This window comes from Ramlibacter rhizophilus (assembly GCF_004681965.1).
Lineage (GTDB): Bacteria > Pseudomonadota > Gammaproteobacteria > Burkholderiales > Burkholderiaceae_C > Ramlibacter > Ramlibacter rhizophilus.
Genome location: NZ_SMLL01000003.1, coordinates 481,737 through 500,379 on the forward strand (window position 1 = coordinate 481,737; position 18,643 = coordinate 500,379).

The 18,643-nt window shown below is 70.1% G+C and carries 10 protein-coding genes; all 10 read left to right on the forward strand.

Annotated elements, in window-relative coordinates; all coding sequences use genetic code 11:
* Positions 1-81 precede the first annotated feature (81 nt).
* The 10 genes from glgB to EZ242_RS08815 are packed head-to-tail and all read left to right on the forward strand — an operon-like array spanning position 82 to position 18,638.
* Positions 82-1,959, forward strand: a complete 1,878-nt coding sequence (glgB, locus tag EZ242_RS08770; protein WP_135284756.1) for a 1,4-alpha-glucan branching protein GlgB — start codon at positions 82-84, stop codon at positions 1,957-1,959.
* Positions 1,952-4,033: an alpha-1,4-glucan--maltose-1-phosphate maltosyltransferase gene (locus EZ242_RS08775; RefSeq protein ID WP_135284757.1), complete on the forward strand. Its 2,082-nt coding sequence runs from the start codon at positions 1,952-1,954 to the stop codon at positions 4,031-4,033. The genes glgB and EZ242_RS08775 overlap by 8 nt, the downstream gene beginning before the upstream one ends.
* Positions 4,034-4,045: 12 nt before the next feature.
* A complete protein-coding gene (treS, locus tag EZ242_RS08780; RefSeq protein ID WP_135284758.1) occupies positions 4,046-7,366 on the forward strand; it encodes a maltose alpha-D-glucosyltransferase in 3,321 nt (1,106 codons plus the stop codon).
* Between the two features lie 16 nt (positions 7,367-7,382).
* The gene (locus EZ242_RS08785) at positions 7,383-8,108 is read left to right on the forward strand and encodes a mechanosensitive ion channel family protein (protein ID WP_135284998.1); all 726 of its coding nucleotides are present in this window, start codon (positions 7,383-7,385) and stop codon (positions 8,106-8,108) included.
* 3 nt (positions 8,109-8,111) lie between these two features.
* Positions 8,112-10,262: a glycogen debranching protein GlgX gene (gene glgX, locus EZ242_RS08790; RefSeq protein ID WP_135284759.1), complete on the forward strand. Its 2,151-nt coding sequence runs from the start codon at positions 8,112-8,114 to the stop codon at positions 10,260-10,262.
* A gap of 18 nt (positions 10,263-10,280) precedes the next feature.
* Positions 10,281-12,122 (forward strand): malto-oligosyltrehalose trehalohydrolase, encoded by a 1,842-nt coding sequence (gene treZ / locus EZ242_RS08795; protein WP_205960629.1) that lies wholly within the window; start codon positions 10,281-10,283, stop codon positions 12,120-12,122.
* Entirely contained in the window at positions 12,115-17,220 is a 5,106-nt protein-coding gene (locus EZ242_RS08800; RefSeq protein ID WP_205960623.1) for a malto-oligosyltrehalose synthase, read from the forward strand. The genes treZ and EZ242_RS08800 overlap by 8 nt, the downstream gene beginning before the upstream one ends.
* 24 nt (positions 17,221-17,244) lie before the next feature.
* Positions 17,245-17,427 (forward strand): type II toxin-antitoxin system Phd/YefM family antitoxin, encoded by a 183-nt coding sequence (locus tag EZ242_RS08805; RefSeq protein ID WP_135284761.1) that lies wholly within the window; start codon positions 17,245-17,247, stop codon positions 17,425-17,427.
* Positions 17,428-17,448: 21 nt separating this feature from the next.
* Complete coding sequence (nudB, locus tag EZ242_RS08810; protein WP_135285000.1) at positions 17,449-17,910, forward strand: dihydroneopterin triphosphate diphosphatase; 462 nt, start codon at positions 17,449-17,451, stop codon at positions 17,908-17,910.
* A complete protein-coding gene (locus tag EZ242_RS08815) occupies positions 17,907-18,638 on the forward strand; it encodes an endonuclease/exonuclease/phosphatase family protein (protein WP_135284762.1) in 732 nt (243 codons plus the stop codon). The genes nudB and EZ242_RS08815 overlap by 4 nt, the downstream gene beginning before the upstream one ends.
* The last annotated feature ends 5 nt before the right edge of the window (positions 18,639-18,643 follow it).

Here is an 18,643-nt window from a genome sequence, read left to right on the forward strand (position 1 = left end):
CAGTGAGTAGGACAGATACCCCATGGGCTTGGGGTCCACACGGACCCCCGTGTACGCCATCGCCTGCTAAGGTCGGTCCGCATGATCGGCCAAGACGACCTGTACTTCTTTCGGGAAGGCACCCACGCACGCCTGTACGACAAGTTGGGCTGTCAACTGCAAGCCGGTGGCGGTGCGCATTTCGCGGTCTGGGCCCCCAATGCCCGCGCGGTCTGCGTGATCGGCGACTGGAACGACTGGCGCCCCGGCGCCGACGAGCTCCACGCGCGGCCTGACGGCAGCGGCATCTGGGAGGGCACGGTCCCCGAGGCGCAGCGCGGTCAGATCTACAAGTACCGCATCGCGTCCAGCGTGGGCGACTACGTGGTGGACAAGGCCGACCCGTTCGCGTTCTACGCCGAGCCGGCCCCGGCCACCGGATCGCGCGTGTGGAGCCTGGAGCATCACTGGCACGACCAGGACTGGATGGCCAAGCGCCGGGCGCACAACGCGCTGGATGCGCCCATGTCGATCTACGAGATGCATCCGGGCTCGTGGCGCCGCCAGGACGGCTCCTTCCTCAACTACCGCGAGCTCGCGCACCAGCTGGCCGACTACGTGCGCCACATGGGCTTCACCCACGTGGAGCTGATGCCGGTGACCGAGCACCCCTTCTACGGCTCCTGGGGCTACCAGACCACCGGCTACTTCGCGCCCACCTGCCGCTACGGCACGCCGCAGGACTTCATGTACTTCGTGGACCACCTGCACCAGTGCGGCATCGGCGTGATCCTCGACTGGGTGCCCTCGCACTTCCCCACCGACGAGCACGGCCTGGCCTACTTCGACGGCACGCACCTGTACGAGCACGCGGACCCGCGCCAGGGCTTCCACCCGGAGTGGAGTTCCTGCATCTTCAACTACGGCAGGAACGAGGTGCGCAGCTTCCTCGTCTCCTCGGGCCTGTTCTGGCTGGACCGCTACCACATCGACGGCCTGCGGGTCGATGCCGTGGCCTCCATGCTGTACCTGGACTACGCCCGCAAGGACGGCGAGTGGATTCCCAACCGCTATGGCGGCCGCGAGAACCTGGAGGCCATCGACTTCATGCAGATCCTCAACCGCGAGGTGTACCGGTCCTTCCCGGACACGGTCACCATCGCCGAGGAATCCACCGCCTGGCCGAACGTCTCGCGCCCCATCGAGATGGGGGGGCTGGGCTTCGGCATGAAGTGGAACATGGGCTGGATGCACGACGACCTGGCGTACATGCACGAGGAGCCGGTGCACCGCCGCTGGCACCACGGGAAGATGACCTTCTCGATGATCTACGCCTTCAACGAGAACTTCGTGCTGCCGCTCTCGCATGACGAGGTGGTCTACGGCAAGGGGTCGCTCCTGAACAAGATGCCGGGCGACGCCTGGCAGAAGCTGGCGAACCTGCGTGCGCTCTTCGGCTACATGTGGTGCCACCCCGGCAAGAAGCTGGTGTTCATGGGCGGCGAGTTCGGCCAGTGGCGGGAGTGGGCGCACGAAGGCGAACTCGATTGGGGCCTCACCCATGACCCGGGCCATGCCGGCCTGCAGCGCTATGTCGCCGAGCTCAATCGCGTCTACCGCGAGCGGCCGGCCCTGTGGCAGATCGACTTCCACTCCGCGGGCTTCGAGTGGGTCATTGCCGACGACGCCGACCACAGCGTCTTCGCCTTCCTGCGCAAGGCCCGGGACGACGCGCCGCCGCTGCTGGTCGTGAGCAACATGACGCCGGTGCCGCGCAGCAACTATCGCGTCGGCGTGCCCCTGCCGGGCCACTGGCGCGAAGTCCTCAACAGCGATGCGCACGACTACGGCGGAGCGGGCTGGGGCAACATGGGCGGCCTCGACACCGACCCCGTGCGCGCCCACGGCCGCATGCACTCGCTCAACCTCACCCTGCCGCCCCTGTCCACGCTGATCCTGGAGCACACGCGACATGCCTGAGAAGAAGAAGGAACCTCAGTCGAAGGCCCCCCAGCCGAAGGACCTGCAGCGCCTGCCCACCGCCACGCCCGACGGGCATGACGGCCGGGCGCGCGCCGTCATCGATGCGGTGCTGCCGGTGGTGGACCACGGCCGCTTCGCGGTCAAGCGCATCGCCGGCGAGACCTTCCACGTCCAGGCGCACTGCTTCACCGACGGCCACGACGTCATCCGCGCCGTGCTGCGCTGGCGCGCGGAGGACGAGCCCGACGCGGCGGCCCAGGAGCTGGAAATGGCCCCCGTGGGCAACGACGTCTGGAAGGCGTCCTTCGTGCCGCCGGCCGTGGGGCGCTGGCGCTACACCGTCATCGCCTGGGTCGATTCCTTCGCCTCCTGGCACCACGAGATGGAGCGGCGCATCGAGCTGGAAGACATCCGCATCGCCTCGCGCGTCGGCGCGCAGGAGATCGCCGCGGCGGCCAAGCGGGCCAAGGGCGAGCACCGCAAGACCCTGGACGACTGGGCCAAGGCGCTGGAGAAGGCGGCCAAGGCCAAGAATGCCGTCGCCGAGGAACTCAAGGCCCTGGCGCTGGACGAGATGCTCTCGGCGCTGGCCGCCTGCTACCCGGACCGCCGCCTCGCCGTGCGCCACCCGGTGGACCTGCCGCTGGTGACCGACCGCCTGCGGGCGCGCTTTTCCAGCTGGTACGAGCTGTTCCCGCGCTCGGCCAGTCCGCAGCCCGGGCGCCACGGCACCTTCAAGGACGTGGAGGCGCGCCTGCCCGCCATCGCGGAGATGGGCTTCGACGTGCTGTACTTCCCGCCCATCCACCCCGTCGGGCGCGAGCAGCGCAAGGGCAAGAACAACGTGCTCACCACCGAGCCCGGCGACGTGGGCAGCCCCTGGGCCATCGGCGCGGCCGAAGGCGGCCACAAGTCCATCCTGCCGGAACTGGGTACGCCCGAGGACTTCCGGAGCCTCCGTCAGAAGGCCGAGGAGATGGGCATGGAGATCGCGCTGGACATCGCCTTCCAGTGCGCGCCCGACCATCCTTACGTCAAGGAGCATCCCGAGTGGTTCCGCTGGCGTCCCGACGGCACCGTGCAGTACGCCGAGAACCCGCCCAAGAAGTACCAGGACATCTACCCCTTCAACTTCGAGTCGGAGGACTGGCCGGCGCTGTGGGCCGAGCTGAAAAGCGTGCTGGACCACTGGATCGGCGAGGGCGTGAACATCTTCCGCGTGGACAACCCGCACACCAAGGCCTTCGCCTTCTGGGAGTGGGCCATCGCCGAGGTCAAGCGCGAACACCCGGGCGTCATCTTCCTGTCCGAGGCCTTCACGCGCCCCAAGGTCATGCACCGCCTGGCGAAGGTGGGATTCACGCAGTCCTACACCTACTTCACCTGGCGCAACACCAAGCACGACCTCACCGAGTACTTCACCGAGCTCACCACCGCGCCGGGCAGCGACTACTTCCGCCCCAATGCGTGGCCCAACACGCCCGACATCCTGCACGCGCAGCTGCAAAGCGGCGAGATGCCGGTGTTCATGTCGCGCCTGGTGCTGGCGGCCACGCTCTCGTCCAACTACGGCATCTACGGCCCGGCCTACGAGCTGCGCGAGCACAAGCCGCGCGGGCCGGGCAGCGAGGAGTACCTGGACTCGGAGAAGTACCAGCTGCGCACCTGGAACCACAACGACCCCAACAGCCTTGCGCCCTTCATCACCCGGGTCAACCGCATCCGGCACGGCAACCCGGCGCTGCAGGACATGCGCATCCGCTTCCTGGACATCGACAACGACCAGCTGATCGCCTACGCCAAGACCTCGGAGGACGGGCGCAACATCGTCATCACCGTGGTCAACCTGGACCCGTACCACACGCAATCGGGCTGGCTGCAGCTGGATCCGTCCACCATCGGGGTGGAGCCGGGCCACTCATTCCAGGTGCATGACCAGCTGAGCAACCAGCACTACGATTGGCAGGGCGACCGCCATTTCGTCCGGCTTGATCCGCATGCCGTTCCCGCGCACATCTTCGTCGTGCGCAGGCGCGTGCGGGACGAGCGCGATTTCGATTACTTCATGTAAGGCTCTCACCTCATGAGTGGACCGACGCCGCAACTTGCACTGGACAGCCCCGTCATCGAATCGCGAGACGACCCGCTGTGGTATCGCGACGCGGTCATCTACCAGCTCAATGTCAAGGCGTTCAACGACTCCAACGGCGACGGCATGGGGGACTTCAAGGGGGTCACCGCCAAGCTCGATTACGTCAAGGAGCTGGGCGTCAACACCATCTGGCTGATGCCCTTCTACCCCTCGCCGCTGCGCGACGACGGCTACGACATCTCCGAGTACAAGAGCATCCATCCGCAGTACGGCACGCTGGACGACTTCCGGGAGATGCTGGACGCCGCGCACGCGCGGGGCCTGCGCGTGATCACCGAGCTGGTCATCAACCACACCTCCAACGAGCACCCCTGGTTCAAGGCCGCCCGGCAGGCACCGCCCGGCTCGCCCGAGCGCGACTTCTACGTCTGGAGCGACACCGACCAGAAGTACCAGGGCACGCGCATCATCTTCACCGACACCGAGGTCTCCAACTGGACCTGGGACCCGGTGGCCAAGGCCTACTTCTGGCACCGTTTCTTCAGCCACCAGCCGGACTTGAACTTCGACAACCCGGCGGTGCTGGAGGCGGTCTTCGACGTCATGCGCTTCTGGCTGGACATGGGCGTGGACGGATTCCGGCTCGACGCCATTCCCTACCTCATCGAGCGTGACGGCACCAGCAACGAGAACCTGCCCGAGACGCACGCGGTGATCAAGAAGCTGCGCGCGGCCATCGACGCGCGCTACAAGAACCGCTTCCTGCTGGCCGAGGCCAATATGTGGCCCGAGGACGTGCGCGAGTACTTCGGCGATGGTGACGAGTGCCACATGGCCTACCACTTCCCGCTCATGCCGCGCATGTACATGTCCATCGCGCAGGAGGACCGCTACCCCATCGTGGAGATCATGCAGCAGACCCCGGAGATCCCCGAGGGCTGCCAGTGGGCCATCTTCCTTCGCAACCATGACGAGCTCACGCTGGAGATGGTCACCAGCCGCGAGCGCGACTACATGTACAGCATGTACGCGGCCGACCTGCGCGCGCGCATCAACCTGGGCATCCGCCGGCGCCTGGCGCCGCTGATGGACAACGACCCGGACAAGATCAAGCTGATGAACGGCATGCTGCTGTCCATGCCGGGCTCGCCCATCATCTACTACGGCGACGAGCTGGGCATGGGCGACAACGTCTTCGTGGGCGACCGCAACGGCGTGCGCACGCCCATGCAATGGAGCCCCGACCGCAACGCCGGCTTCTCCCGGGCCGACCCGCAGCGGCTGTACCTGCAGCCGATCATGGACCCCATGTACGGCTACGAGGCCATCAACGTGGAGGCCCAGGGCCGCTCCAGCAGCTCGCTCCTGAACTGGACGCGTCGCATGCTCGCCGTGCGCGCCACCAGCCACGCCTTCGGCCGCGGCCGCCGCACCTTCCTCAAGCCCGGCAACCGCAAGATCCTGGCCTACCTCACCGAGTACGAGGACGACGTCATCCTGTGCGTCTTCAACCTCGCCCGCGCCGCGCAGGCGGTGGAGCTGGACCTCTCGGCCTACAAGGGGCGCGTGCCCGTGGAGATGGTGGGCCGTTCGGCCTTCCCGCCCGTGGGCGAGCTCACCTACCTGCTCACCGTGCCCGGCTACGGCTTCTACTGGTTCCGACTCACGCAGGACGTGAGCGCGCCGGCCTGGCACCAGGAGGACGTCACCTTGCAGGACCGACCCACGCTGGTGCTCTTCGACGGCTGGACCAGCTTCTTCCGCGAGCAGGTCATGCCCTGGCGCATCGGCATGGCCGACCGCATGCGCGAGCAGCTGGAGACCGACACCCTGCCGCGCTTCGTCGAGATCCAGCGCTGGTACGCGGCCAAGGGCACCACCGTCGATCGAGCCCGCCTGTTCGACCAGGCCGTCTGGGACCAGGACGGCCACAGCTTCATGCTGCCCCTGGTGGACCTGGACAGCGCCGGCGAGCCGTGCCGCTACTTCGTCCCCCTGGCCCTGGCCTGGGAGGACACCGAGGAGGAGCGCACCCACCGCCTGCAGCCCGCGGCCCTGGCCAAGGTGCGCCAGCAGGCCAACGTGGGCGTCATGAGCGACGCCTTCCACGACGAGGCCTTTTGCCGCGCCGTCATCAGCGCCATCGGCGCCGGCGCGCAGATCCCCACCGCGCGCGGCAAGCTCGCCTTCAGCGCCACCACGGCCTTCCGCGAGCTGGTGGGCGACGTCTCGCAGCTGCCGGTCTCGCGGCCGCTGGGCATGAGCAGCAACACCGTGGTGATCGTGGACGATCGCCTCTTCCTCAAGGGCTACCGCCACGTGCGCGAGGGCCTCAACCCCGAGCTGGAGATGGGCCGCTTCCTCACCGAGGTGGCGCACTACCCCAACTGCGTTCCGGTCCTGGGCGCACTGGAGTACCTGGGTGCGGACGGCCGCGTCATGACGCTGGCGCTGGTGCAGTCCTACATCGCCAACCAGGGGGACGGCTGGGACTACACCCTGGGCTACCTGGAGCGGCACCTGGAGTTCCTGCGCACCGCCTCGGGCGAAGCGGAGCCGCCGGAGATCGCGCACGGCGGCTTCCTCGCGCTGGCCGCCACGCTCGGGCAGCGCACGGCCGAACTGCACCGCGCGCTCACCATCCGCAGCGGCGACCCGGCCTTCGATCCCGAGCCGCTGTCGAGCGAGGACCGCGAGGCCATGCGCTCGCACGCGGCCGCCGAGGCCCGGCAGACGCTGGACATGCTGCGCGCGCGGGTCGAACACATCTCGCCGCAGGCCCGGGACGACGCCGAGCGCCTGCTCGGGCGCGGCGAGGAACTGCTCGCGCGCATCGAATCGGCCGAGGCGGGGGAGGGCCAGGCGCTCAAGACCCGCTACCACGGCGACTACCACCTCGGCCAGGTGCTGGTCACGGGCAACGACTTCCTCATCATCGACTTCGAGGGCGAGCCCGCGCGCACCTTCGAGGAGCGCCGCCGCAAGGGCAGCGCCTGGCGCGATGTCGCCGGCATGCTGCGCTCCTTCAACTACGCGCGCTGGGCGGCGCTGCGCCGCACGGCCCGCAGCAGCGCCGAACTGGACCGGCTGGCGCCGGCCGCGCGCGACTGGGAGCTGGCGACCCGCAACGCCTTCTTCGCGGCCTACGTGCAGACCCTGGGCGCGGACGCCATCGACCTGCGCCTCTTGTCCCTGCTGGAGATGGAAAAGGCGCTCTACGAGCTGCGCTACGAGTTGAACAACCGTGTCGACTGGGTCCAGGTGCCGCTGCAGGGCATCCTGGCCCTGCTGGACGCGAACCCGCCGCACTGAAGGAGCCGCCATGGACATGGACCGAATCGGAGTTACGCTGGAGCCTGCCCGCGCCTTCCTGCTGCAGGTGGTCGCCTTCCTGCCGCGCCTGCTGGGCGCGGTCCTCATCCTGGTGGTCGGCTGGCTGCTGGCCAAGGCCGCCCGCTTCGCCGTGGAGAAGGCCCTGCGCGCCATCAACTTCCACGTACTCACCGAGCGCGCCGGACTGGACAACTTCCTGCGCCTGGGCGGTGCGCGCAGCGACACCACGGCCCTGGTGGCCTGGGCCGTCTATTGGCTCATCATCCTGGCCAGCCTCATGGTGGCCTTCAACAGCCTGGGCTTCAGCTACCTTGCGGACCTGCTGGCGCGCATCGTCTGGTTCGTGCCGCGTGTCTTCCTCGCGGTCGTGGTGCTGGCCTTCGGCTCGTACTTCGCGCGCTTCGTGGGCGACACCACCACCGGCTACCTGCGCAGCGCCAAGGTCCAGGACGCCTCGCTCCTGGGCAAGGTGGCGCAGTACGCGGTGATGCTCTTCGTCATCCTGGTCGCCCTCGACCAGATCGACATCGGCGGCAACATCGTCCTCTACACCTTCCTCCTGATCCTGGGCGGCATCGTGCTCGCCCTGGCCCTGGCCTTCGGCCTGGGAGGAAGGGAATGGGCCGCCCAGCGTCTCGAGCAGTGGTGGCCCAGCCCCGGTGCGCGCGGCCAGGCGGCCGACCCGGCGGCACGACGCCGCCCTCCACCGGACCTTCCCTGATCCATGAGTCCCTTTGATCGATTGAACGAGGTCTGGCCCGGACGGCCCTATCCTCGCGGCGCCACCTGGGACGGCCAGGGCGTCAACTTCGCCCTGTTCTCGCAGCACGCCGAACGGGTCGAGCTGTGCCTGTTCGACCCGCTGGGCCGCCACGAGCAGCAGCGCATCGAGATGCGCGAGCGCACGGCCGACGTCTGGCACTGCTACCTGCCGCAGGCGCGACCGGGCCTGACCTACGGCTATCGCGTGCATGGGCCCTACCGGCCCGAGGACGGGCACCGCTTCAACGGCCACAAGGTCCTGCTCGACCCCTACGCCAAGGACACCGTGGGCCGCCTGCGCTGGAGCGACGCCCTGTACGGCTACAGCATCGGCTCGAAGCGCCAGGACCTGTCCTTCGACCGGCGCGACAGCGCCTCCTTCGTGCCCAAGGCGCGGGTGGTGGATTCGGCCTTCTCCTGGAACGACGACCGCCCGCCCGCCGTGCCCTGGGAGGACATGGTCATCTACGAGATGCACGTGCGCGGCCTGACCATGCGCCACCCCGACGTGCCCGCCAAGCTGCGCGGCACCTACGCGGGCCTGAGCTGCGCGCCGGTCATCGACTACCTGCGGCGCCTGGGCGTGACCACGGTCGAACTGCTGCCGGTGCACAGCTTCCTCGATGACCGCTACCTGGTCGAGAAGGGCCTGCGCAACTACTGGGGCTACAACACTCTGGGCTACTTCGCGCCCGAGATGCGCTACAGCGCCACCGGCCGCATCTACGAATTCAAGTCCATGGTGCGGACCCTGCACTCGGCGGGCCTGGAGGTCATCCTGGACGTGGTCTACAACCACACCTGCGAGGGCAACCACATGGGGCCCACGCTGTCCATGCGCGGCATCGACAACGCGTCCTACTACATCCTCAACCCCGATCAGCGGCGCTACTACGACGACTTCACCGGCTGCGGCAACACGGTGAACCTGGAGAACCCGCACGCCCTCCAGCTGGTCATGGACTCGCTGCGCTACTGGGTGCAGGAGATGCACGTGGACGGCTTCCGCTTCGACCTCGCCTCGGCCCTCGCGCGCGAGGCCGGCAAGGTCGAGAACCTCAGCGGCTTCTTCAACGCCATCCGCCAGGACCCGGTGCTCAATCGCGTCAAGCTCATCGCCGAGCCCTGGGACCTGGGCCATGGCGGCTACCAGGTGGGCAACTTCCCCGCCGGCTGGTCGGAGTGGAACGACCGCTACCGGGATGCCGTGCGCGGCTTCTGGCGCGGCGACCCCGGCCTGCTGGGCGAAGTCACCCGCCGCATCACGGGCTCCGAGGACTTCTACGGCTGGTCGGGCCGCAGGCCCTACGCGAGCATCAACTTCATCACCGCGCACGACGGCTTCACGCTGCACGACCTGGTCTCCTACAACGACAAGCACAACGAGGCCAACGGCGAGGACAACCGCGACGGGCACAACCACAACCTGTCCTGGAACCATGGCGTCGAAGGGCCCACCGACGACCCGGCCATCGTGGAGCTGCGCGAACGCCAGAAGCGCAACATGCTCGCGACGCTGCTGCTGTCCCAGGGCGTGCCCATGCTGCTGGCCGGGGACGCGCGGGGCCACACCCAGAACGGCAACAACAATGCCTACTGCCAGGACGACGAGCTGAGCTGGATCGATTGGGACTCCGGCGACACGCAGGATTCGCTCACGCGCTTCGTCATGCACCTGATCCGGCTGCGCCGCGAGCATCCGAGCTTCCGGCGCAAGACCTTCTTCCGCGGCCAGCCGCTCGGGGACGATCCGCTGGCCGACGTGTGCTGGCTGCGCGCGGACGGCCACGCCATGACCCACGACGACTGGCACAACGCCGAGAACCGCTGCGTCGGCATGCTGATCTCCGGCCTCGGCCTGGCGGACCTGGGGCCGCGCGGCGAACGCGAGCGCGACGACGACTTCCTGCTGCTGCTGAACGCGCACCCGCACGCCATCGAGTTCTCGCTTGCGCCGGCGATGCAGCACGGCGGCGACGGCTGGCGCGTCCTGGTCGATACCGCGCGACCGCAGGATGTTGAATCCGGTAACCCCTCGGCGCTGCCGGACCAGCAACACTACCCCTTGGAGGCCCGCTCGCTGGCCTTGCTGAGTCGTCCAAGGAGTCTTTGATTGAAGCGCGTGCATGACATGCCCTTCGGCGCGCGGCTGCTGCCGGCCGGGGGTGTCGAATTTCGTCTATGGGGGCCCGGCGCCTCCCAGCTGCAGCTCGAACTCGACCGCAACCAGCAGGGCGGCACGCCGCGCCTGCTGCCGATGCAGCGCGCGGATGGCGGCTGGCACCGCCTGCTGGTCGAGGAAGCCGGTCCGGGCGATGCTTATCGATTCGTGCTGCCGGACGGGCTTCGCGTGCCCGACCCCGCTTCGCGCTTCAACCCCGGCGACGTGCATGGCGCCAGCCGCGTGGTTGATCCCGAGCGCCACGCCTGGAAGGACGGCGCCTGGCGCGGCCGTCCCTGGCACGAGGCGGTGGTCTATGAGATGCACCTGGGCACCTTCACGCCCGAGGGCAGCTGCGCCGCCGCCCGCGAGCGGCTGCCCGAACTCGCGGCCCTGGGCATCACCGCCGTCGAGCTCATGCCCGTGGCGGACTTTCCCGGTGGACGCGGCTGGGGCTACGACGGGGTGCTGCACTTCGCGCCCGAGGCCAGCTACGGCACGCCCGAGGAGCTGAAGGCCTTCATCGATGCGGCGCACGGCCTGGGGCTCATGGTGCTGGTCGATGTGGTCTACAACCATTTCGGCCCCGAAGGCAACTACCTGCACGCCTATTGCGAGCAGTTCTTCAACCCCGCCCACCAGACGCCCTGGGGCGCGGCGATCAACTTCGATGGCGAGCACGCGCGCACGGTGCGCGACTTCTTCATCCACAACGCGCTGTACTGGATCGAGGAGTTCCACGCCGACGGCCTGCGCATGGACGCGGTGCACGCCATCCGCGACGACTCTCCCAAACACATCGTCACCGAGATCTGCGAGGCGGTGCAGGCCGGCCCGGGCCGGCAGCGGCAGGTGCACATCGTGCTGGAGAACGACGCCAACCAGGCGCGCTTCCTCACCCGCGACGCCCAGGGCCGGCCGCAGGCCGCCACCGCGCAGTGGAACGACGACCTGCACCACGCGGCCCACGTCCTCACCACCGGCGAGGCCGACGGCTACTACGTCGATTTCGCGGACGACCCGCCGGCGGTCTTCGCACGCGCGCTCGGCGAGGGCTTCGTGTACCAGGGCCAGCCCAGCGGCTTTCGCGAAGGCGAGCGGCGCGGCGAGCCTTCCACCGATCTTCCGCTGCAGGCCTTCGTCTCCTACCTGCAGACGCACGACCAGGTGGGCAACCGCGCCTTCGGCGAGCGCATCACCGCGCTGGCCGACCCGGTCCTGCTGGACGCGGCGCATGCCTGCCTGCTGCTGTCCCCGCACGTGCCCATGCTCTTCATGGGCGAGGAGTACGCCGCCTCCACACCCTTCCAGTACTTCTGCGACTTCGGCCCCGAGCTGGCCGAGGCCGTCTCGCGCGGGCGGCGCGAGGAGTTCGGCCGCTTCGCCGCCTTTTCCGATGAAGCCGCGCGGGCGCGCATCCCCGACCCGAACGCGCGCCGCACCTTCGAGGACTCCACCCTGCGCTGGTCCGAGCGCGGCCAGGGCGAGCACGCGCGCGTGCTGGCGCGCATGCGTGAGCTGCTGGCGCTGCGCCACCGCGAACTGGTGCCCCGCATGGGCGGTGGCAGCGCCGGCAAGGGCTGGCGCGCGAACAAGGGCCTGATCGAGGTGCATTGGGCGCTATGGTCCGTGGACGGGGCGCAGGCGATGCTGCACCTGCTCGCGCATTTCGGGCCCCAACCCGCCGCGGGCGTGGCCGCACCGCCCGGGCGCGTGCTGCATGCGCAGGGCGTGGAGGACGGCGGCGGCACGCTGCGCCTCGCGCGCGGTGGCGTGCGCGTGAGCCTGCAGGAGGGCGCGGCGCGTGGCTGAGGGCATCGACCGCGGCGCGCTGGAGCGCCTGTGCGCGCACTTCGGCGTCGCCACCGACTTCCACGACATCTGGGGCCAGCGCCACCCGGTGGCCCCGGCGCATCTCGCGGCGCTGCTCGGCGCATTGGGGGTGCAGACCGATGGCGGCGCCCAGGCCGGGCAGGCGCTTGCCCAGGCCACGCGCGATGCCTGGGCCGAGCCCTTGGCGCCGGTGGTCGCCATCGAGGCGGGCCGCGGCCACTGGTCCATGGCGCTGCGCCTGCCGCCGGCCTGGGAGCGCGTGCAATGGCGCTTGACGGAGGAGGGCGGGGCCACGCACGAGGGCGAGGCGCTCGTGCGCGAGCTGGCCCAGACCGGCCACGGCGAGGCGCACGACGGCCCGCGCATCGAGCGGCGCCTGCAACTGCCCCCGGCGCTGCCGGCCGGCTACCACCAGCTGCGCATCGAGGGCATGCCCGGCGAGGCGCTGGTGATCAGCGCCCCCGCACGCTGCTGGCGCCCGCCGGCGCTGGAGGGCGAAGGGCAGGTCTGGGGACCGGCCGTGCAGCTCTATGCGCTGCGTTCGCGGCGCAACTGGGGCATGGGCGACTTCAGCGACCTCGGCGCACTGGCCGACCGCGCGGCCGAGCGCGGCGCGGGCATCCTGGGCCTGAACCCGCTGCACGCGCTCTTTCCGCACAACCCCGCGCACGCGAGCCCCTACAGCCCGTCCTCGCGCCGCTTTCTCAACGCGCTCTACATCGACGTGGAGGCCGTACCCGGCTTTGCGGATTGCGAAGCCGCCGCGCGGCGCGTGCGCTCGCCCGAGTTCCAGTCGCGCCTCGCGCGGCTGCGCGAAGCGCCGCTGGTGGACTACCCCGGCGTCGCGGCCGCCAAGTTCGAGGTGCTGGAATTGCTGTGGCGCGACTTCGAGGCGCGCGAGCTCGGCGGCGCCGGGGGTGAGGGCGCGCAGGCCACGAGCGATGCGGGCGCGCGCTTCCTTGCTTTCGTGCAGGAGGGCGGCGAATCGCTCTATCGGCACGCGCTCTTCGAGGCCCTGCAGGCGCACTTCCACCAGGCGGACCCCGGCGTCTGGGGCTGGCCGGTCTGGCCCCCCGAGTTCCGCGACCCGGCCGCCCCCGCCGTGCGCGAGTTCGCCCGCGAGCAGGCCAGCCGCGTGCGCTTCCACCAGTACCTGCAGTGGCTCGCGTCCACCCAGCTGGCCCAGGCCGGCCAGCGCGCACAGGCGCGCGGCATGGGCGTGGGCCTGTACCTGGACCTGGCGGTGTCGGTGGACCGCGCCGGCTCCGATGCGTGGAGCGCCGCCGACTGCTTCGCCCTGGACGCCGGCGTGGGCGCACCGCCCGACGACTTCAACGCGCAGGGCCAGGCCTGGGGGCTGCCGCCGCTGCGCCCCGACCGGCTGCGCGCGCGCGGCTACGACGTCTTCATCGAGACGCTGCGCAGCAGCATGCGCGGCGTGGGCGCGCTGCGCATCGACCACGTCATGGCGCTCATGCGCCTGTTCTGGATCCCGCCCGGGCTCTCGCCGCGCGAGGGGGCCTACGTCCACTACCGGCTCGACGAGCTGCTGGCCATCGTGGCCCTGGAGAGCCAGCGCCATCGCTGCCTGGTCATCGGCGAGGACCTGGGCACCGTGGCCGAGGAGGTGCGCACGGGCCTGTCACGCATCGGCGTGCTCTCCTACCGGCTGCTGTACTTCGAGCGCGCCGAGGGCGGCGACTTCAAGCCGCCCGCGCAGTACCCGGCCCAGGCCCTGGTGGCCGTGAGCACGCACGACCTGCCCACGCTGTCCGGCTGGTGGGCCGGCCACGACCTGCGCCTGCGCGAGCAGCTCGGGCTCTTTCCCACGCCCGAGTTGATGCAGCGCCAGCTCATGGACCGCGCGCAGGACCGCGTGCGCCTGCTGCTGGCCGTGCAGCAGGCTGGCCTCCTCACGCCATCCGAGGTGGCCGCCGCCAGCGGCTCGCCGGTCCTGGAGCCGCGCGTGATCGAGGCGGTGCACGCCTGGCTGGCGCAGGCCCCCTCGCAGGTGATGATGGTCCAGCTGGAGGACGTGCTGGGCATGAGCGAGCAGGCCAACCTGCCGGGCACCACCGACCAGCATCCCAACTGGCGCCGCAAGCTGGTCGCGAGCCTGGACGACCTGGACGGCAACCCGCGCTGGCAATCGCTCGCCGGCCGGCTGTCGCAGCAGCGTCCCCGCCGCCGGCCCGAGTCGCCGGCCCAGGCCTGCCGCGCGCGCATCCCGCGGGCCACCTACCGGCTGCAGTTGCACAAGGACTTCGGCTTCGACGCCGCCGTGGCCGTCCTGCCGTACCTGGAGCGCCTGGGCGTGAGCCATGTGTACTGCTCGCCCGTGCAGCGCGCGCGGCCCGGCAGCATGCACGGCTACGACGTGGTGGCCCCCGGCGAGATCAACCCCGAGCTGGGCGGCGCGGCCGGCCTGGAGCGCCTGACCAGCGCGCTGCGTGAGCGCGGCATGGGGCTGCTGCTGGACATGGTTCCCAACCACATGGGCGTCTGGGGCGACGACAACGACTGGTGGATGGACGTGCTGGAGAACGGCCCGGCCTCGCGCTTCGCCCAGCACTTCGACATCGACTGGCGGCCGCTGAACCCGGAGCTCACGGGCAAGCTGCTGGTGCCGCTCCTGGGCGACCATTACGGCGACGTGCTCCAGCGCGGGGACCTGGTGCTGCGCTTCGACGAGGCGCGCGGTGCCTTGTCGCTGCACTACTACGAGCACCGCCTGCCGCTCGCGCCGGACAGCTATCCGCTGGTGCTCGCGCGTGCGGAGGCGCGCCTGGCCGACCCGGACCTGGCCGCGCGCCTGGGCAGCATCTCCACCGCCTTCGGCCACCTTCCGGCGCGCAGCCTCGACGCCACGCCCGAAGCCATTGCCGAGCGTGACCGCGACAAGGAACTCCTCAAGGCCCGCCTGGCCCGCCTGGTGCAGCGCGAACCCGAGGTGAGGCAGGCGGTGCTGCAGGTGCTCGAAGACCTCAACGGCGACGCCTCGCGCGACGACCTGCATGCGCTGGTGGACGCCCAGGCCTGGCGCCCGGCCTACTGGCGCGTGGCGGCCGACGAGATCAACTACCGCCGTTTCTTCGACATCGGCGACCTGGCGGCCCTGCGCATGGAGCGCGAGGAGGTCTTCGAGGCCACGCAGGACTTCGCGCTGGACCTCGCGGCCGAGGGCCGCGTCGATGGTCTGCGCATCGACCATCCCGACGGCCTCTACGACCCCGCGCGCTACTTCCGCATGCTGCAGGAGGGCTATGCCCGGCGTGCCGGGCTGCCGCTGGCCGAGGAGGACGAGTCCAGCCGACCCTGCAGGCCGCTCTACGTGGTGGCCGAGAAGATCGCCGCCGGCCACGAGGAAGTGCCCGAGGGCTGGCATGTGCACGGCACCACGGGCTACCGCTTCGCCAACGTGGTCAACGGCGTCATGGTGGACACCGAGGCCGCCGGCCGCTTCCTTCAGATCTGGCAGCGCTACACCGACGTGCGCCAGCCCTTCGAGGAGGTGATGCGGCGCGGCAAGATCGACATCATGCGCACCGCGCTGGCCTCGGAGCTCACGGTGCTGGCCACCGAGCTGCTGCGCATTGCCCGCGCGCACCGACGCACGCGCGACTACACCTTCAACTCGCTGCGCCGCGCGCTCACCGAGGTGGTGGCCTGCCTGCCGGTCTATCGGACCTATCTCATCGAGGGGCCGTCGCTGCAGGACCGCCGCTACCTGGACTGGGCGGTGGAGGAGGCCATGGGCCACAGCGAGGAGGCCGACCTCTCCATCTTCCAGTTCATCCAGCAGGCCCTGCTGGGCCAGAGCTTCCCCGATGCCTCGGCCGAACTGGTGGCGCGCGTGCGGCGCTTCGCGGTGCGGCTGCAGCAGTTCAGCTCGCCGGTGGCGGCCAAGGGCGTGGAGGACACTGCCTTCTATCGCTGGTTCCCGCTCGCGTCCCTGAACGAGGTGGGCGGGGAGCCGGCGCAGTTCGGCTTCACCGTGGCCCAGTTCCACGAGGCCAGCGCCGACCGCTGCGCGCGCTGGCCGCACACCATGCTGGCCACCTCCACGCACGACCACAAGCGCTCCGAGGACGTGCGCAACCGCATCGACGTGCTCTCGGAGATGCCCGCCGCCTGGCGCCTGGCGCTGCGCCGCTGGCGCGTGGCCAACCGGCCGGTGCGCGAGCGCCTGGTCGCCGCCGGCGCGCCGGAGGACGCGCCCAGCGCCGCCGACGAGTACCTGCTGTACCAGACCCTGCTGGGCACCTGGCCGCTGGAAGGCCCGGGCGAGGACTACCGCGAGCGCATCGTCGGCTACATGCGCAAGGCCGTGCGCGAGGCCAAGCTGCGCACGCGCTGGACCCAGCCGAACGAGCGCTACGAGAACGCGCTGGACGGCTTCATCGAGGCCATCCTCTCGCCGGAGCAGCACAGCCCCTTCCTGCCAGAACTGCAGGCCCTGGCACGGCAGCTCGCCTGGTTCGGCGCGCTCAACAGCCTGGGCACCACGCTGCTGAAGTTCGCCTCCCCCGGCGTGCCGGACACCTACCAGGGCCACGAGGTCCTGAGCCTCACCCTGGTCGATCCGGACAACCGCCGCCCGGTGGACTATGGGCGCCTTGAGGCCCTGCTGGACGAGCTGCAGGGCCTGGGGGACCGCGTGTCCGAGGTGGCGGCCACGCCCACCGACGGCCGGGCCAAGCTCTGGATCACCTGGCAGCTGCTCTCGCTGCGCCGCGAGGCGCCGCTGCTCTTCGAGCAGGGCGACTACCAGCCCCTGGCCACGGGTGGCGCGCACGCGGGCCGGCTGGTGGCCTTCGCGCGGCGGCAGGGGGATCGGCAGCTGCTGGCCATCAGCGGGCGCCTCTGGTCCCAGCTGCCCACCGGCGTGGGCACGCCCCCGCTGGGCGAGGCGGCCTGGGGCGACAGCTGGGTGGAGTGCGGCCTGCCGGAGGGCACGCGGCTTCGGAACGTGCTGGATGGGGGTGAGGTCGTGGTGAGTGGCGGGCGCATTGCCGTGGCCCAGGCCTTTGCGCGTTTTCCGGGCGCGGCCTTGGTGCCTGTCGCGAGCGATGGCTAAGATCGCCGGACCCCAGGAGGTCCCATGCAAGTCACTGCCGACGAGGCCGAGAAGCACTTCGAGTACTACTGCGATCAGGCAAAGGCCGATCCCGTCATCGTCGAGATAGACGGGCGCCCCGACACCGTGATGATGGACTTCGAGGCTTTCCAGGCGCTGAGGCAGCAGGCGGGGCCGATCTGCCCGGCCGACCCTCCGGCCGGCTGAGACCAGCCTCCGGTGACTGACCTGCGCCCCTTCAAGATCCCCGAGTCCGTCCTGGTCGTGATCCACACGCCCGCGCTCGAGGTGCTGCTGATCGAGCGCGCCGATGCGCCGGGCTTCTGGCAGTCGGTCACCGGCAGCAAGGACACGCCCGCCGAGGACCTGCGCCAGACCGCCGCGCGCGAGGTGTGGGAGGAGACCGGCATCGAATGCGGCCCCGGAACGCCGCTGCAGGCGCAGTTGAGCGACTGGGGCCTGGTCAACGTGTACGACATCTACCCGCAGTGGCTGCACCGCTACGCGCCGGGCACCGTGCGCAACACCGAGCACCTGTTCGGCCTGTGCGTGCCGCCGGGCACGACCGTGACGCTGGACGCGCGCGAGCACCGGGCCTTCCGCTGGCTGCCCTGGCGCGAGGCGGCCGACGCCTGCTTCTCCCCGTCCAACGCCGAAGCGATCCTCTTGCTGCCAGAATTCCGTCGATGACCGAAGTGCTCCGGGTGGCGACCTACAACATCCACAAGGGCGTGCAGGGGATCGGACCGGCGCGGCGGCTGGAAATCCACAACCTCGGCCACGCAATCGAACAGCTCGACGCGGACTTGGTGTGCCTGCAGGAGGTGCGCAAGCTCCACCGCCGCGAGTCCATCTACTTCAAGCGCTGGCCCGAGCTGCCGCAGGCCGAGTTCCTCTGCCCCGAAGGCTACGAAGCCGTCTACCAGACCAATGCCTTCACCCGCCACGGCGAGCACGGCAATGCGCTGCTCACGCGCTGGCCCGTGCTCTCGCATGGGCACGAGGACATGTCCGACCACCGCTTCGAGCAGCGCGGCTTGCTGCACGTGGGCCTGCACGTGCACGAGCGGCCCGTGCACGTGGTCGTGGTGCATCTGGGCCTCATTGCCGGCAGCCGGGTGCGGCAGGTACAGCGCCTGGCCGACTTCGTCGAGCGCGAGGTGCCCGCCCACGAGCCGCTGGTGGTCGCGGGCGACTTCAATGACTGGGGCGGCAAGCTGCGCGCGCCCATGAAGGCCCTGGGCCTGCACGACTGCGACTGGCTGCGCGGCCTGACCTACCCCGCGCGGCTGCCGCTCGCGCAGCTCGACTACGTGTACGCGCGCGGCCTGCAGCCGCGCAGCCTCATGATCCCGCGCGGGCGCATCTGGTGGCGCATGTCGGACCACCTGCCGCTGATCGCGGAGTTCGCGTTCTAGCCGCG

Excerpts from the sequence above, each read along its gene's own strand:
- EZ242_RS08805 (WP_135284761.1), top strand. The coding sequence starts at position 17,245 with ATGCAAGTCACTGCCGACGAGGCCGAGAAGCACTTCGAGTACTACTGC.
- treS (WP_135284758.1), top strand. The coding sequence starts at position 4,046 with ATGAGTGGACCGACGCCGCAACTTGCACTGGACAGCCCCGTCATCGAA.
- treZ (WP_205960629.1), top strand. The coding sequence starts at position 10,281 with ATGCCCTTCGGCGCGCGGCTGCTGCCGGCCGGGGGTGTCGAATTTCGT.
- EZ242_RS08775 (WP_135284757.1), top strand. The coding sequence starts at position 1,952 with ATGCCTGAGAAGAAGAAGGAACCTCAGTCGAAGGCCCCCCAGCCGAAG.
- EZ242_RS08815 (WP_135284762.1), top strand. The coding sequence starts at position 17,907 with ATGACCGAAGTGCTCCGGGTGGCGACCTACAACATCCACAAGGGCGTG.
- EZ242_RS08785 (WP_135284998.1), top strand. The coding sequence starts at position 7,383 with ATGGACCGAATCGGAGTTACGCTGGAGCCTGCCCGCGCCTTCCTGCTG.
- glgB (WP_135284756.1), top strand. The coding sequence starts at position 82 with ATGATCGGCCAAGACGACCTGTACTTCTTTCGGGAAGGCACCCACGCA.
- glgX (WP_135284759.1), top strand. The coding sequence starts at position 8,112 with ATGAGTCCCTTTGATCGATTGAACGAGGTCTGGCCCGGACGGCCCTAT.